The sequence below is a fragment of the Streptomyces sp. NPDC016469 genome (assembly GCF_040632905.1).
Taxonomy (GTDB): Bacteria; Actinomycetota; Actinomycetes; order Streptomycetales; family Streptomycetaceae; genus Streptomyces.
In genome coordinates this window covers 36421-51787 of sequence record NZ_JBEYCQ010000004.1, presented here as the reverse complement: position 1 = coordinate 51787, position 15367 = coordinate 36421, and the positions used below count along the sequence as shown (strand labels likewise).

Below are 15367 nucleotides of genomic sequence, written 5' to 3'. Positions count from 1 at the left end.
TCCCCCGGTCACGTCTGCCGAAGCGGCTCGTAGACATCGCTGTCGAGGCCGAAGGTCCAGGCGACGCCCTCCCTGGCCGTCCTGGTCCTGGGCGGGACCCGGAGCCAGTACGTGCGGTGGGTGCCGTCCGGCTCGGGCGTCGAGTTGACCACCTCGACCATGACGACGTCCTCGTCACCGGCGAGCGCGATGCGCCAGAGGATGCCCGTCTCGTCGCGGTGGACCGGTTCGGCGGCCGACTCGGTGAGGTAGCGGTCGTAGCCGTAGTACTCCAGCATCACGCGGCGCAGCTCCGCGTTCTCCTCGGAGCGGATGCGCTTCGGGGTCAGCGCGGCCAGCTCGTCCAGGAACTCCGCGGGCACGGGCATGCCGCGCCAGGCGTACAGGGCGAAGCCGTCCGGGTAGGCGAGCGCCGGTCCGTCGCCCCGGTCGAGGCGGCCCGCCTCGTCGCGGTGGAGGGCCTCCGGACGCTCGCAGATCACCACGACCCGCTCGTAGGGCCACCACCAGCCCGCGTTCCGCGCCACCGCCGCCAGTCCGTCGAGCCGGTCGCCCCGGCCGTCGAACGCGGCGAGCCACGCCGCGTCGTGCTGTCCGAGGACCGCGTCGAGCAGGATCAGGCGCACCCGGGACTCGGCGTCCGTGTCCTCACCGGCGAGGTCGGCGACCACCCCGGCCCGTATCCGCTCGGCGAGGCCCGCCGTGGTCTCCCAGAGTTGGGCGCCGGTGGCCGACCAGAGGGCGGACCAGCCGGCCGGGCCCAACGCGTCGTACACCCGGCGCCGCTCCTCCGCCCAGGGGCGGGTGCGCACCTCGTCGCGGACGGAACGCCCCGGGCCGGTCAGCTTCCCGACGGCCTCCACGGCCTCCCTCGGCGAGCCGGCCCAGACGAACTCCTCCGGCTCGGCGAGTCCCGCGCTGCGGTAGGCGAGCCGCACCCCGTCCTCGGCGGCCGCCCGGTCCGCCGCGCCCGTCGCCGCCGCCACGGCCCGCCAAGAGTCCACGTACTGCATCGGTTTCCCCGTCCCCTGCTTCCGCTGTTCCGCTCTGATTCCCTGATCCCGCACCGTGCGGTCCCGCCGCCGTGCCCGTCCCGCCGTCGCTCAGTCGGCGACGATGCGGACCGCCCCCGGCGCGTACTCCCGCTGGCGCACCACGCGGAACCAGCCCTGGGGCAGCGGGATCGTCGCGTGCTCCTCGTGGACCACGCGCCCGCCCTCGGGGAGGTGGAGCAGCATCGGGCCGAAGACCCCGCCTTCCCGGATCAGCCGTCCGGGCCCCGGCACGGCGTGCGCGTGGCCGGTCACCTCGCCGAGCGCGAGCACCAGCCGGCCCCGCGCGTCGCGCAGTTCGCCCGCCGCCTCCAGGAGGTGCGCGGGCACCGCCGACTCCTCCAGTGGCACGATCAGTACATCGCCCTGCCGGTACACAGACCTCTCCCCTCCGCGGCGGCACCCGGTGTGCCGGCCACATCGAAAACGCTACGGCGGGGGTCTGACAATCGGCCGTCGAGCCGCCCCGGGCGGGGGCGGCCGCGCTTTTGTCAGTGGGCCTTGATAGACCTTGCGGACATCAACCCGTCGCCGTCATCAGGAGCTCAGGGCCATGTCCGTGGACCACCTGCACGAGTTGCTCGGCCTTCCGGCCGTCGATTTCCAGTCCGGCACGGACGGCGGACCCCGGCCCGCCGCCGATGCCGCCGCCTGGCGGGTGTCGATCGACGCCTACGAGGACGAGGGGACCTGGGAGGAGGAGTTCGACGCTTTCCTCGCGGAGGTCGATCCGGCGGGCGTCCGGGCCCTGATCATCGGGCAGTGGGGCGAGTCGTACGAGGAGAAGTCCTCGTATCCGATCGGTCTCGTCATCGCGGCCGCCGACCGGCTGACGTCGCTGGAGGCGGTGTTCGTCGGGGATCTGACGATGGAGGAGGCGGAGATCTCCTGGATCGAGCAGAGCGATGTCACCGCGCTGCTCGACGCCTTCCCCGCGCTGGTGGAGCTGGGCGTGCGCGGCGGCTCCGAGCTGGTGTTCCCGGCCGCGAAGCACGAGCGGCTGCGGGCGCTGACCATCGAGACGGGCGGGCTGCCGCGCGAGGTGGTGCGCGGTGTCCTGGAGAGCGAACTGCCCGCGCTGGAGCGGCTGGACCTGTGGCTCGGTGTCTCGGCCTACGGCGGCGACGCGGACGTGTCGGATCTGGCCCCGCTGCTCGCCGGGACGCGTTTCCCCGCCCTGCACCACCTCGGCCTGCGCAACAGCGAGATCCAGAACGAGATCGCGACCGCGATGGCCTCGGCCCCGCTGGTCGCCCGGCTGCGCACCCTGGACCTGTCCTGCGGCACGCTCGGCGACGAGGGGGCGGCCGCTCTGCTCGAGGGCCAGCCGCTGACCCATCTCGATGTGCTGGACCTGCACCACCACTTCCTCACCGAGCCGATGGAGCGGCGCGTCACCGAGGCGCTGGCGCCGCACGGGGTGCGGGTGGACCTCTCGGAGCGCTGCGAGCCGTGGGACAACCGGGGCCCGGCGGGCCGGTACGTCACGGTGTCGGAGTGACGGCGCGATGATCGGCATCAATCACCCCTGCTCCTTCCACGGCATGCCCGTGTTCACCCTGCCGGAACCGGGTGACGACAGCCCGTGGCCCGCGACGCTGCCCACGCCGGACGCCATGGCCTGGCGGCTGGACTGTGGCTGGGAAGGGAATGAATTCGCCGTTGTCTGGAGGCACTTCCTGGCAAAGGTCGACCCGGCGCAGGTCCGTGCCCTGGTGATCGGTCACTGGTGGGACGGCGACTACAGCTCCCTGGCTCCCGTGGTGGAGCTGATCACCTCGGACGCGGCCCGTTTCCCCGCGCTGCGCGCTCTGTTCCTCGCCGACGTCGTGGGCGAGGAGTGCGAGGTGTCGTGGCTCCAGATGTGCGACATCACGCCGGTGCTCCAGGCGTTCCCGCGCCTGGAGGAGCTGGTGGTACGGGGCGGTGGCAGCGGGCTGGACAAGGAGACGCTGGAGCTGCACCCGGTGCGGCACGAGGCCCTGAAGGCCCTGCGCTTCGAGTCCGGCGGTCTGCCCGGTCATGTCGTGCGCGCGGTCGGAGCCTGTGAACTGCCCGCGCTGGAGCGGCTGGAGCTGTGGCTCGGCTCCCAGTGGTACTCGGGCGACGCCACGGTGGCGGACATGACCCCACTGCTGTCCGGGGGCAGCCTTCCCCGGCTGCGTCATCTCGGACTTCAGAACAGCGAGATCCAGGACGAGATCGCCGTGGCGGTCGCCTCCGCGCCGGTCGTCGCGCAGCTGGAGTCCCTGGCGCTCTCGATGGGCACCCTCAGCGACGCGGGGGGCCTGGCCCTCCTCGAAGGACAGCCGCTCACCCATCTGGAGGGCCTGGACCTGCACCACCACTACCTCAGCGACGAGGTGATGGACCGCTTCAAGGAACTGTCCGAGCGCCACGACGTCCACGTCGACCTCTCCGAAGCGGACGACTGGGACCCCGACGACGAGGACGAGCCCCGCTATGTCGCGGTCAGCGAGTAGCGGTCCGCCGCGCCTCGCGGTCGTCGGCAACCCGGGCAGCCGCCGCGTCTCCCTCTTCCAAGACGCGGTGGCCGCCGCCGGCCTGCCCGAGGCGCGTACGGTCTCCTGGCTCCGCGTGCTGCGGGGCGGGGCGCGCTTCCTGCCCGGGGAGATCGTGCGCATCGAGTCCCCGGGCGAGGACGCGGAGGTGGACCGGCTGCTGCGTGGAGCCGACGACGCGGCCCGGGTGGAGGGTTCGGCCCTCTGGTACGCGCGGTTCACCGCCGCCGTACGCGAGGTGGCGGTCGCCGCCGGGGAGGCCGGCGCGCAACTGCTGGACGCTCCTGCCGACATCGCGGCGCTCTTCGACAAGCGGCTGTGCCACGGGGTGCTGGACGCGGCCGGGGTGCCCGTCCCCGCCTCGCCGACCTCGGGACCGGCCGGGGCGCCCGTGCGCGGCTGGGACGACGTAAGGGACCTGATGGCCGCCCACCGCATGCCCCGGGTGTTCGTGAAGCCCGCGCACGGCTCCTCGGCCTCCGGGGTGCTGGCCGTGGAGACGGCCGGCGCGGGCCGGATCCGGGCGGCCACCTCCGTGGAGCGGGACCCGGCCGGCCGGCTCTACAACTCGCTGCGGGTCCGCCGGTGCACGACGGAGCGCGAGGTCGCGGCGGTGATCGACGCGCTGGCGCCCGACGGGCTGCACATCGAGCGCTGGGTGCCCAAGGCCACCCAGCGCGGCCGGGCCGCCGACCTGCGCGTCGTCGTGGTCGCCGGCCGGGCCACCCACGCCGTGGTGCGCACCAGCACCTCACCGATGACCAATCTGCACCTGGGCGGGGCGCGCGGCGACCTGGCCGGGGTGCGGGCGGCCGTCGAGGCGGCGGGCGGCAGTTGGGGCGAGGCCCTGGCCATCTGCGAGCGGGCCGCCGCCGCCTTCCCGGACACCCTGTGCGTCGGGGTCGACCTGCTGCCCCTGACCGGCTGGCGGCGCTTCGCCGTCGGCGAGGTCAACGCCTTCGGGGACCTGCTGCCGAACCTCACCGGTCTGCCCGGCAGCGGCGCCGAGGGCCTGGACACCTACGCGGCGCAGATCGCCGCCGTACTGGAACGAGCAAGGAACGACCGTGTCAGCACCGCCCCCTGAGTACAGCGCCGAGCACGTCTCCGAGCACTGCTCCGACCCCGATATGAGCGAGGTCGTGGGCAGTCACGACCTGCTGTTCGTCACCCTGGACACCTTGCGGTACGACGTCGCGGCCGAGTTGGCCGCCGCCGGGCGCATCCCGAACCTGGCCCGCCATCTGCCGGGCGGTGTCTGGGAGAAGCGGCACGCCCCGGGGAGTTTCACCTACGCCTCCCACCAGGCGATGTTCGCGGGGTTCCTGCCCACCCCGGCCGCGCCCGGGCCACACCCCCGGCTGTTCGCCGCGCGGTTCGCCGGCAGCGAGACCACGGCGGAGCGCACCTTCGTGTTCGACACCCCGGATCTGGTGTCGGGGCTCGCGAAGGAGGGGTACCGCACGGTGTGCGTCGGCGGAGTCGGCTTCTTCAACCTCCGGGGGCCGCTGGGCTCGGTGCTCCCCGGGATGTTCCAGGAGGCGCACTGGGAGCCGGAGTTCGGCGTCGCCTCCCCCACCTCGTTCGAGGCGCAGGTGACCCGCGCCGAGGAGGTGGTCGCCGCCCTGCCGCCGGAGCAGCGGCTCTTCCTCTTCGTCAACGTCTCCGCGCTCCACCAGCCGAACTGGTTCCACCGGCCCGGGGCGACCCGCGACGCCGGTGACAGCCGTGCCACGCACGCCGCCGCCCTGGAATACGTGGACGCCCACATCGGCCGGCTCTTCGCCGCCGCGAGCAGCCGCCGCCGTGCCTTCGCCCTCGTCTGCTCCGACCACGGCACGGCCTACGGCGACGACGGCTACGCCGGTCACCGGCTCGGCCACGAGTCCGTCTGGACCGTCCCGTACGCCCACTTCTTCCTGGAACCGGGGACCGCCCGATGACCCTGACGCACACCGTCCGCCCGTACGAGAGCTATGTCTACGCCTACCCGCACAAGACGGCGTACCGCCCGCTAGCCGAGCAGCCCGGCGGGCGGCCGGCGCTGGACGAGCTGTGGGCGGGGGAACGCAAGGACGCGCTCTCCCTCTATATGCACATCCCGTTCTGCGAGGTCCGCTGCGGCTTCTGCAACCTCTTCACCCGGATCGGCGCCCCGGACGAGCTGACCTCGCGCTATCTGGACGCGCTGGACCGGCAGGCGAGTGCGGTACGGGACGCGCTGGGCGACACGGAGCCGGTGCGCTTCGCGGCGGCGGCGTTCGGCGGGGGCACGCCCACCTTTCTGACGGCGGGCGAGCTGGAGCGGCTGTGCGACATCGCGGAGAAGCGGATGGGCGCCGGTCTGCGGTCCGTGCCGCTGTCCGTGGAGACGTCCCCGTCCACCGCGACCGCCGACCGGCTGGCCGTGCTCGCCGAGCGGGGCGCGACCCGGATCAGCATCGGGGTGCAGAGCTTCGTGGCGGCGGAGGCCCGCGCGGCGGTGCGCCCGCAGCACGCGGCCGACGTGGAGCGGGCGCTCGGACTCATCCGGGACACCTCGATACCGGTGCTCAACATCGATCTGATCTACGGCATAGACGGCCAGACCGAGCGGAGCTGGCACACCTCGCTGGACGCGGCCCTGCGCTGGCGGCCGGAGGAGCTGTACCTCTACCCGCTGTACGTGCGCCCGCTGACCGCCCTCGGCCGGCGTTCCCCCGGCGAGGCCGACGCCGCCTGGGACGAGCAGCGCCTGCGCCTGTACCGGGCCGGCCGCGACCACCTCCTGGCCCACGGATACGAGCAGGTGTCGATGCGGATGTTCCGCCGCGCCGGCGCCCCGCGCGCGGAGGGGCCCGACGACTACGCCTGCCAGACGGACGGCATGATCGGCCTGGGCTGCGGCGCCCGCTCCTACACCTCGCGGCTGCACTACTCCTTCGACTACGCGGTCCGGATGAACGAGGTCCGGGGCATCATCGACGCCTACACGGCCACCGAGGACTTCTCCCGCGCCGAGGTCGGGCGGTACACCGACGGGGACGAGGCGCGCCGCCGCCATCTCCTCCAGTCGGTGCTCCAGGCGCGGGGCATGCCCGTGGCCGAGTACCGCGAGCGGTTCGGCACCTCGCCGTACGAGGACTTCCCGGAGGAGCTGGCCCGGTTCGGGGCCCGGGGCTGGCTGGACGGCGGGGCCCCGGCCGAGGGACTGCTGCGGCTGTCGCCGGAGGGGCTGGCGTACTCCGACGCGCTGGGCCCTGAACTCTTCTCCCCCGCCGTGCGGGCCGCGATGGCCGCGTACGAGCTGAAGTGAGCCGGCCGTGGACCTGACGATTCTCTACCGGGGTCCGCTCGCCTCCTGCGACTACGACTGCCCGTACTGCCCGTTCGCCAAGCGGCGCGACACCCCGGAGCAGCTGCGGGCGGACCGGGCGACGCTCGAACGGTTCACCGCGTGGGTGGCGGCGCAGACCGGTGACCGGATCTCGGTGCTGTTCACGCCGTGGGGCGAGGGCCTGGTGCGCTCCTGGTACCGCCGGGCGATCGTCGAGCTGGCGGGCCTCCCGCACGTGCGCCGGGTCGCGATCCAGACGAACCTGAGCGGCCGGACGCGCTGGCTGGCCGAGGCGCCGGAGGCGGCCCGCGAGCGGATCGCGCTCTGGTGCACGTACCACCCGGGGCAGACGCCGTACGAGCGTTTCCTCGGCCGGTGCGCGGAGCTGAGGGACCTCGGGGTCCGGCACAGCGTGGGCGTCGTGGGGTTCGACGCCCATCTCGGCGAGGCACGGCGGCTGCGCGCGGCGCTCGCCGACGAGGTCTACCTCTGGGTCAACGCCGCCGAGGGGCACACCTACACGGACGAGGAGGCGGAGCGGTGGACGGAGATCGACCCGCTGTTCCCGTACAGCCGCCACCCGCACCGCTCGGCGGGGCTGCCCTGCCGGACCGGTGAGTCGGTGATCTCGGTGGACGGGGACGGCACGGTGCGCCGCTGCCACTTCGTCCGGGCGGAGCTGGGCAATCTGTACGACGGCAGTTACCGCCGGGCGCTGGGGCCGAAAGCCTGCCCGCTCGCCGTCTGCGACTGCCACATCGGCTATGTGCACCTGGAGACGCTGCCGCTGTACGACGTCTTCGCGGGCGGGGTCCTGGAGCGGATACCGGCGACGCTGCCGCTGTCCCCGGTCGCCGCGACGCGGTCGCGGGGCGGCTGAGGACAGCGGAGGCGGCCGGTCAGAGCGGGAGCAGGTCCGGCCGCTTCGGCTCGACGTGGTCCCCGGAGGACTCGCCGCGCAGCCGCCGCCCGATCCACGGGACCAGGTATTCGCGCGCCCAGTGGATGTCGTCGCGGCGGATCTCCAGCGTGCCGCGCGGGGGCTGCGGCGGCCACGGCTGGTCCGGGTCGGCCGGTACGCCGAGGCCGAGGACCTGGGCGGCGCGGAGCGCGACCCGGGTGTGTCCCTCGGGCGACAGGTGGAGCCGGTCGCCGTCCCAGGCGCGCCGGTCCTGCACCGAGCGCAGCGACCACAGGTCGAGGACCGGGCAGTCGTAGCGGTCGGCGATGGCCCGGACGTGGGCGGTGTAGGTGGCGATCTTGCCGCGCAGATGGCGCAGCACGGGGATGCCACGGGTGTCGAAGCCGGTGGTGACCATGACGGTGCCGACCGACCGCGTGAGGTCGGCGACCGCCCGCTCGAAGCGTTCGGCCACGTCGTCCGGGTCGGTGCCCGGCCGGATGATGTCGTTGCCGCCGGCGCAGAAGCTCACCAGATCGGGGGCGAGTTCCTTGGCGCGGGGCACCTGCTCCTCGACTATCTGGTCGAGGAGGCGTCCTCGTACGGCGAGATTGGCGTACCGGAAGCCGGCACCGGTCGCCGGGCCGGGCTCCGGGAGCCGGTCCGCGAGGAGTACCGCGAGCCGGTCGGCCCAGCCGACGAACGTTCCGTCCGGGCCGGGGTCGCCGACTCCCTCGGTGAAGCTGTCGCCAATCGCCGCGTACGACCCGATGGCGCCCTGTCGGTCGATGACGCCCTGTTGAAGGTTGTTCGAATCGTCTGCCACAACCGCATATCCTGCACCCCGGAATGTGACCTACGCGACCGTAATAAGGGGTTGACGGGTGGTGAGATAAACCACCCGGTCAGTTTTCGGTAAAGGGGGAATAAGCAGAGGGACGACGCACCGCCGTGCGTCGTCCCTCTGTGCCGTTCAGTGACCCGGATCACCGGGCCGGTACTGCCTGGATCAGACGTAGATCCCGTGCGACGCCAGGTAGGCGATCGGGTCGATGTCCGAGCCGTACTCCGGGCCGGTGCGGACCTCGAAGTGGAGGTGCGGGCCGGTGGCGTTGCCGGTGGAGCCGGAGAGGCCGACCTGCTGGCCCGCGGTCACGGTCTGGCCCGCCGAGACGGAGAGCGAGGACATGTGGCCGTACTGGGAGTAGTGGCCGTCGGCGTGCTTGATGACGACCTGGTTGCCGTAGGCGCCGCCCCAGCCGGCGGTGACGACGGTGCCGGAGGTGATGGCCTTCACGCTGGTGCCGGTGGCGACGGGGAAGTCTATGCCGGTGTGGCTGCCGCTGGACCAGTTGGCACCGGAGGCGCGGTAGGCGGTGGTGTGGTTGCCCGGGACCGGGTGGACGTAGCCGGAGGCGTTGTCCTGGGCGGCCGGGGCCTCGGTCTTGGCCTCCGTCTGCGCCTCGGTCTTGGTCTCGACCTTCGTCTCGGCCTTGGGCGCGGCCTTCGTCCCGGTCTTCTCCGCCGTCTCGGCGGGGGCCTTGGACGGGGTGGCGGCGGCGGGGGCCGCCTTGGCGCCGAGGGTCAGCTTCATGCCCGGGAAGATCAGGCTCGGGTTCTCGCCGACGACCTCGCGGTTGTCCTGGTACAGCTTGTGCCAGCCGCCCTTGAGGTGGTGCTGGGCCGCGATCTTCGACAGGTAGTCGCCGGAGACCACGGAGTAGGTGGTGGTGCCGGTGTTCTTCGCGGGCTTGGCCGGGGCGGTGTGCGCGGCGGCCGACTGCGACGTGGCCGGGGCGGACTGCTCCGCGGCGTGGGCACCGGTGGCGCCGAGCAGCGGAAGCGCGATGACGGCGCCGCCGGCGCTCGCGGCGACGACGCCGCGGGCTATGGTGCTGGACTTGGGACGGCGGTGCTTACCCGAGTTGGGCATGAAGAATTTCCTCTCCGGCGCCTGCGAGGTGAGCTGTCGGGTTCGGGCTGGAGATGCCCGGCCGCGCCTGGCGCGACTTCACCCCTAGCCGTCCGGTCGTCCCGGTCGGCGGCTTACCTGGTTCCCCCGCTCCTGCCACACGGTGAGTGGGTGCGAATCCCGGACGGCGGCAGGATTGGGCGTTCCGTCCGGGTGGACATGGAACGTAAGCGAGCCGGGACGGCGGAAACAAGCCACAGCTTCCGCACCGGATTCCGCAGGGGAATTGCGGTGCCGAATTCCGGTCACACTCCGTGGATTACGGATCTTGGCTTTCCGCGCGGCACGGGGAATACCCAGCCGGGGCGCCAGCACACACCGTCACGGATATGATCCCGCTCACGAGCGGGTGATCATCTCCCGCACAACCGGGGCAAGTTCGGCATATACCGGCAATACGGACATGTCGCGCCTGTCGTCCGCATCGGCGCGGAGCGGGCGGCCGAAATGATTGCCCCAGGAACCGATGTCGTATCGTCGCGGTCGTGGGCCCGTCGGCGATACGCGCCGGGGCAGAGCCTCCAGGAGTGACCGTGACGCAGCAGCTGCCGCAGACCCCGCCGACGGAGCCCGTTCTCACCGGTGTCCGCAACTTCCGGGACGTGGGCGGCCTGCCCACCACCGACGGCCGCCGCATACGGCACGGCCGTCTGTACCGCAGCGGTCACCTGGCGCACGCCACGGCCGAGGACGCGGCGTTCCTCGGCGGGCTCGGCCTGCACACGGTCTTCGACTTCCGCAACGCGGCGGACCACAAGCTGGACGGCCTGGACATCGAGCTGCCGGGCGTACGGAATGTGAGCATCCCGCTCAGCGACCCGGCGGACGGGGCGGAATTCTGGCGGATGGTGCGCGACGGCGACCTGGCACAGCTGCGCTCGATCCTGGCCGACGGCAAGGGGACCCGCCGGATGGTCGCCTCGTACCGCTCGATCATCCTGGAGCGCACCGCCGAGCACAGCCGGGTGCTGCACGCCCTGGCCGAGGACAGCGTGCCCGCCCTGATGCACTGCGCGGCCGGCAAGGACCGGGCCGGGCTGTCGATCGCGGTGACGCTGCTGGCGGTGGGCGTCGGGCGAGAGACCATCGAGGCCGACTACCTGAAGTCGAACGACGCGCACCGCCGCTACCGCATCCGGCGCAGCGACACCTCGGCGGCCGGGATGTCCCCGGAGGTGCTGGAGCTGCTGAACCCGCTCTTCGGCGCCCAGCCCGACTATCTCGCCGCGGCCTTCGCCGCCATCGACGAGACCTGGGGCGGCACCGACCGCTATCTCACCGACGGGCTGAAGCTCACGCCCGCCACCCGTGAGCAGTTGCGCGACCGGCTCCTCGACGAGAGCTGAGGCGGCTCGGCCTACTGGTTGTGCATGCCGACCGCGAAGAGCAGGTACAGGAACGCGGCGATGACGTGCCCGGCCACGAGGTAGGCGAAGAGCCGGATGACGAGTCCCCGCGGCATCTTCTTCTCATGGGTGTCGGCGCCGGGGCGCGGGGCCGGGGTGAGCGGGTCGTAATTCTCTGAATCGGACATGACTGGCCTCTCTGGCTGCCGGGGAGGGCTGCCGGGGGTCCGGCGGCGGAAACGTCTCAGCTGCGGTGGACCGGGCCGCCGAGGCACAGGTCGGCGGCGGGGCTCTGCAGCAGGGTGTGCACGAAGAGCAGCTCGGAGCCCTCGGGTTCGGGAGCCGCGATCCGGTGCGGGGTGAGCGAGTCGAAGTGCGCGCCGTCCCCGGGACCGAGGTCGTGCACCGTCTCGCCGAGCGTGACCCGGAGGCGGCCGGTCAGGACGTACAGCCATTCCTCGCCGGGGTGGACGCGGACCAGGTCGCCCTGGGCTCCGTACGGGACGCGGACGCGCAGCGCCTGCATCGCCCGGCCGGAGCCGCCGGCCTGCTGGTACATCCAGCCGTCGGCGGCCGCACCCTCGAACGGGCGGGCGCGCACGATCGCGTCACGTTCCGGGGGCATCTCGCCGAGGAGCTCGGAGACCGTCGTACCGTAGATCCTGGCCAGCTGGAGCAGCATCGGCAGCGAGGGCTGGCGGCGGCCCGTTTCGAGCCGGGAGAGGTGGGCGGGCGAGAGCCCGGCCCGCTGGGCCGCGGTCTCCAGGGTGAGACCACGGCCTCGGCGCAGATCGCGCAGGCGTGGCGCGACACCGGGCAGCTCGCCGGCCGCCAGGTCGTCCGGAGGGTTCATGCCTCCATTGGGCCAAATTGTTTCCCCTGAGGCAAATTTCTTGCCTCAGGGGCAAAAACACCTCAGCGGTTGGCGACGGCCTGCTTCACCAGGGTCCGTCCGAAGTCCCACATCAGTCCCCCACCGCTGTGCGCGTCGTCCATGACGGCGGTGAACGCCTCCACAAAGCGGTCGACGTCCGCGTCATCGATGACCAGCGGCGGGATCAGCTTGATCACTTCGAGGTGGTCGCCGGAGACCTGGGTGAGGATGCGGTGCTTCTGGAGCAGGGGCACGACGACCATCTGCGCGAAGAGGCCCTTGCGCGCCGCCTGGAGCATGGTCCACCGGCTCCGCAGCTTCAGCGAGGCGGGGCGGCCGAACTCGATGCCGATCATCAGCCCGCGCCCCCGCACCTCGTGCAGCAGTTCGTAGCGCCCGACGAGCGCGGACAGCCGCTCGCGGAGCAGGTCGCCGGTGCGGCGCGCGTGCGCGACGGTCTCCTCGTCCTCCATCACCGACAGCACCGCGAGCCCCGCCGCCATGGCCTGGGCGTTGGAGCCGAAGCTCGCGGAGTGGACGAGGACCCGGTCCATCGAGGAGTAGACGCGCTTGAAGATCCAGTCCTTGCCGAGCGTCGCCCCGACCGGGACGTAGCCGCCGGAGAGCGCCTTGGCGACGCAGACGAGGTCCGGTTCCACCCCTTGCTCGTGCTGGTACGCGTAGAAGTCACCGGTCCTGCCGAGGCCGGTCTGCACCTCGTCGGCGATGAGGAGGGCCTTGTGCCTGTGCAGCAGCTCCTGGGCCTCGCGCAGGTAGCCGGGCGGCGCCGCGTGCACCCCCTTGCCCTGGATCGGCTCCACCACCAGAGCGGCCACATCGCCCCGTTTCAGCTCCCGCCGCAGTGCGTCGAGGTCGCCGAGCGGGATCGCGGTGTCGGGCAGCAGCGGGGCGAAGCCGTCGCGGAACCCGCCCTCGCCGTTGACCGAGAGGGAGCCGGTGGTGAGCCCGTGGAAGGCGTGGTCGCAGTACAGGACGCGCGGCCTGCCGGTGGCGTAGCGGGCGAACTTGAGGGCCGTCTCGACGGCCTCGGTGCCGCTGTTGCCGAAGAACACCCGGTCCAGGTGCGGGCTGTGACTCAGCAGCTTCTCCGCGAGCAGCCCGGGCAGCGGCTGGCAGTCGAACCGGGTCAGGTCGGCGAGCGAGGCGTCGAGGACGTCGTGCAGCGCCTTGCGTACGACGGGGTGGTGGCGGCCCAGACCCATGACACCGAATCCGGCGAGCATGTCCAGGTAGTCGTTGCCGTCAGCGTCCCAGAAGTGCGCGCCCTCGGCCCGTTCGTAGACCTTGTCGAAGCCGATGGTGTGCAGCATGCGCGGGAGCTGGTGGTTGAGGTGCTTGCTGTGCAGTTCGTAGCGTTCGGCGCCGCGCTCGGCGAGGAGCCGCGCCAGATCGAAGCCCTTGGGCTCGTCGTCCTTCATGCCCCGCTCTCCTTGTGCCCGTTGCCCGGGACGTCGTGCCCGGTGCCGACGGCCGCCTTCCGGGCGGCCGTGACGGCGCTGATCCGGCCGGCGATCTCGACCGGTGTGAGTCCGATGTCGGCCAGCACCTCGGACCGCTTGCCGTGCGCGAGGAACTGCTCGGGGATGCCGAAGGTGCGCAGCGGTACGTCGACGCCCGCGTCCCGGAGCGCCTGCCCGACCGCCGAACCGACGCCCCCGGCCCGGCTGTTGTCCTCGACCACCGCGACGAGCCCGTGCGCCGCGGCGAGCGGCGGCAGCGCCGCGTCGACGGGCTTGACCCAGCGGGGGTCCACCACGGTGCAGCGGATGCCGGCGCCCGACAGCAGTTCGGCGGTGCGCTGGCAGACGGAGGCCATCACGCCGACGGCGACGAGGAGCACATCGGCGTCCTCGTCGCGCCGCAGCACGTCCATCCCGCCGATCCGGCCGACCGCCTCGATCGCCTCCCCCAACGACTCCTTCGGGTACCGCACCAGGGTCGGCGCGTCGTCCACGGCGACCGCCTCGCGCAGTTCCTCGCGCAGCCGGTCCGCGTCGCGCGGGGCCGCGATGCGCAGCCCCGGCACGACTTGGAGCACGGACATGTCCCACATGCCGTTGTGGGAGGCCCCGTCGGGCCCGGTGACGCCGGCCCGGTCCAGGACGAAGGTGACCCCGCACCGGTGCAGGGCGACGTCCATCAGGAGCTGGTCGAACGCCCGGTTGAGGAAGGTGGCGTAGACGGCGACGACCGGGTGCAGCCCACCCGTGGCGAGCCCCGCCGCACTGACCGCCGCGTGCTGCTCCGCGATGCCCACGTCCCAGACGCGGTCCGGGAACGCCTCGGCGAACTCAGCCAGCCCGACCGGGTCCAGCATCGCGGCGGTGAGCGCGACGACGTCCGGGCGCTCCGCCCCGATCGCCGCGATCTCGTCCGCGAACACGGAGGTCCAGGACGGACCGGCGGCCGGCACGAGTGGGGCGCAGGTCAGGGGGTCCATCGCGCCGACGGTGTGGAAGCGGTCGGCCTCGTCGCGCAGGGCGGGGGCGTAACCGCGCCCCTTCTCGGTGATGCAGTGGACGAGGACGGGGCCCCGGTAGCCCTTGGCGCGGTGCAGGGCGGCCTCGACGGCGGCGGTGTCGTGCCCGTCGACCGGGCCGATGTACTTGAGCCCCAGGTCCTCGAACATGCCCTGCGGGGCGACGAAGTCCTTGAAGCCCTTCTTGGCCCCGTGCAGCGACCCGTACAGCGGCTGCCCGATGACGGGGGTGCGTTCCAGAAGGCCCTTGCCCCAGGAGAGGAAGCGCTCGTAACCGTCGGTGGTGCGCAGCGTGGCCAGGTGGCGGGCGAGGCCGCCGATCGTGGGCGCGTACGAGCGCTCGTTGTCGTTGACGACGACGATCAGCGGCCGGTCCTTGGCGGCGGCGATGTTGTTCAGCGCCTCCCAGGCCATGCCGCCGGTGAGGGCCCCGTCCCCGATGACGGCGACGACGTGGCTGTCACGGCCGCGCACCTCATTGGCCTTGGCGAGGCCGTCGGCCCAGCCGAGGACGGTGGAGGCGTGCGAGTTCTCGATGACGTCGTGCTCGGACTCCTCGCGGGACGCGTAGCCGGAGAGCCCGCCCTTGCCGCGCAGCTTGGAGAAGTCCTGGCGCCCGGTGAGCAGTTTGTGCACGTAGCTCTGGTGGCCGGTGTCCCACAGGATGCGGTCGACGGGCGAGTCGAAGACCCGGTGCAGGGCGATGGTCAGCTCCACCACCCCGAGGTTGGGGCCCAGATGCCCCCCGGTCCTGGCCACGGCCTGCACCAGGAAGGTGCGGATCTCCTCGGCGAGTCCGCCGAGCTGTGACGCGTTCAGTGCCTTCAGATCGTGCGGCCCCCGGATGCTCTGCAGCAGCGTCATGCCCGGGCCCCCTCTCTCTG

The 15367-nt window shown here is 72.5% G+C and carries 15 protein-coding genes and 1 riboswitch; of the genes, 7 read left to right on the top strand and 8 right to left on the bottom strand.

Features of this window, described 5'->3' with window-relative positions; translation table 11 throughout:
* Nucleotides 1-8: 8 nt before the first annotated feature.
* Together ABZ565_RS05515 and ABZ565_RS05510 are read right to left on the bottom strand one after the other, a co-directional pair.
* Complete coding sequence (locus ABZ565_RS05515) at nucleotides 9-1013, bottom strand: DUF6745 domain-containing protein (protein WP_361020733.1); 1005 nt, start codon at nucleotides 1011-1013, stop codon at nucleotides 9-11.
* A 90-nt stretch (nucleotides 1014-1103) separates the two neighbouring features.
* On the bottom strand, nucleotides 1104-1430 hold the full coding sequence (locus ABZ565_RS05510) for a hypothetical protein (protein WP_018100127.1): 327 nt from the start codon (nucleotides 1428-1430) through the stop codon (nucleotides 1104-1106).
* A gap of 175 nt (nucleotides 1431-1605) precedes the next feature.
* Between ABZ565_RS05510 and ABZ565_RS05505 the strand changes: the two genes are divergently transcribed.
* Genes ABZ565_RS05505 through ABZ565_RS05480 form a run of 6 tightly spaced genes read left to right on the top strand, consistent with a single transcriptional unit; the run spans nucleotide 1606 to nucleotide 7770 of the window.
* Nucleotides 1606-2553 (top strand): STM4015 family protein, encoded by a 948-nt coding sequence (locus tag ABZ565_RS05505; RefSeq protein WP_361020731.1) that lies wholly within the window; start codon nucleotides 1606-1608, stop codon nucleotides 2551-2553.
* A gap of 7 nt (nucleotides 2554-2560) precedes the next feature.
* Nucleotides 2561-3535 (top strand): STM4015 family protein, encoded by a 975-nt coding sequence (locus tag ABZ565_RS05500; RefSeq protein ID WP_361020729.1) that lies wholly within the window; start codon nucleotides 2561-2563, stop codon nucleotides 3533-3535.
* Complete coding sequence (locus ABZ565_RS05495; RefSeq protein WP_361020727.1) at nucleotides 3516-4661, top strand: STM4014 family protein; 1146 nt, start codon at nucleotides 3516-3518, stop codon at nucleotides 4659-4661. The genes ABZ565_RS05500 and ABZ565_RS05495 overlap by 20 nt, the downstream gene beginning before the upstream one ends.
* A gap of 43 nt (nucleotides 4662-4704) precedes the next feature.
* Entirely contained in the window at nucleotides 4705-5517 is an 813-nt protein-coding gene (locus ABZ565_RS05490) for an STM4013/SEN3800 family hydrolase (RefSeq protein WP_361021152.1), read from the top strand.
* Nucleotides 5514-6869: an STM4012 family radical SAM protein gene (locus ABZ565_RS05485; protein ID WP_361020725.1), complete on the top strand. Its 1356-nt coding sequence runs from the start codon at nucleotides 5514-5516 to the stop codon at nucleotides 6867-6869. The genes ABZ565_RS05490 and ABZ565_RS05485 overlap by 4 nt, the downstream gene beginning before the upstream one ends.
* A 7-nt stretch (nucleotides 6870-6876) precedes the next feature.
* On the top strand, nucleotides 6877-7770 hold the full coding sequence (locus tag ABZ565_RS05480) for an STM4011 family radical SAM protein (RefSeq protein ID WP_361020723.1): 894 nt from the start codon (nucleotides 6877-6879) through the stop codon (nucleotides 7768-7770).
* A 19-nt stretch (nucleotides 7771-7789) separates the two neighbouring features.
* Here the strand turns inward: ABZ565_RS05480 and ABZ565_RS05475 are convergent, their stop codons facing one another.
* Together ABZ565_RS05475 and ABZ565_RS05470 are read right to left on the bottom strand one after the other, a co-directional pair.
* Nucleotides 7790-8617: an SGNH/GDSL hydrolase family protein gene (locus ABZ565_RS05475; protein WP_361020721.1), complete on the bottom strand. Its 828-nt coding sequence runs from the start codon at nucleotides 8615-8617 to the stop codon at nucleotides 7790-7792.
* Nucleotides 8618-8800: 183 nt separating this feature from the next.
* The gene (locus ABZ565_RS05470) at nucleotides 8801-9724 is read right to left on the bottom strand and encodes a LysM peptidoglycan-binding domain-containing M23 family metallopeptidase (RefSeq protein WP_361020719.1); all 924 of its coding nucleotides are present in this window, start codon (nucleotides 9722-9724) and stop codon (nucleotides 8801-8803) included.
* 3 nt (nucleotides 9725-9727) lie between these two features.
* Nucleotides 9728-9887, bottom strand: a riboswitch (cyclic di-AMP (ydaO/yuaA leader).
* A 409-nt stretch (nucleotides 9888-10296) separates the two neighbouring features.
* Between ABZ565_RS05470 and ABZ565_RS05465 the strand changes: the two genes are divergently transcribed.
* Nucleotides 10297-11109: a tyrosine-protein phosphatase gene (locus ABZ565_RS05465; RefSeq protein ID WP_361020717.1), complete on the top strand. Its 813-nt coding sequence runs from the start codon at nucleotides 10297-10299 to the stop codon at nucleotides 11107-11109.
* Between the two features lie 11 nt (nucleotides 11110-11120).
* Here ABZ565_RS05465 and ABZ565_RS05460 read toward each other — a convergent pair whose 3' ends face one another.
* The 4 genes from ABZ565_RS05460 to dxs all read right to left on the bottom strand — a co-directional run bounded on the left by ABZ565_RS05460 (nucleotide 11121) and on the right by dxs (nucleotide 15347).
* Nucleotides 11121-11297: a DUF6126 family protein gene (locus ABZ565_RS05460; protein ID WP_018520240.1), complete on the bottom strand. Its 177-nt coding sequence runs from the start codon at nucleotides 11295-11297 to the stop codon at nucleotides 11121-11123.
* Between the two features lie 56 nt (nucleotides 11298-11353).
* Nucleotides 11354-11962, bottom strand: coding sequence for an XRE family transcriptional regulator (locus ABZ565_RS05455; protein ID WP_361020715.1), 609 nt, complete (start codon nucleotides 11960-11962; stop codon nucleotides 11354-11356).
* Between the two features lie 62 nt (nucleotides 11963-12024).
* Nucleotides 12025-13422, bottom strand: coding sequence for an aspartate aminotransferase family protein (locus ABZ565_RS05450; protein ID WP_361020713.1), 1398 nt, complete (start codon nucleotides 13420-13422; stop codon nucleotides 12025-12027).
* Nucleotides 13419-15347 carry a 1-deoxy-D-xylulose-5-phosphate synthase gene (gene dxs / locus ABZ565_RS05445; protein ID WP_361020711.1) on the bottom strand — a complete coding sequence of 643 codons (1929 nt, stop codon included), beginning with the start codon at nucleotides 15345-15347 and terminating at the stop codon, nucleotides 13419-13421. The genes ABZ565_RS05450 and dxs overlap by 4 nt, the downstream gene beginning before the upstream one ends.
* Between the last annotated feature and the right edge of the window lie 20 nt (nucleotides 15348-15367).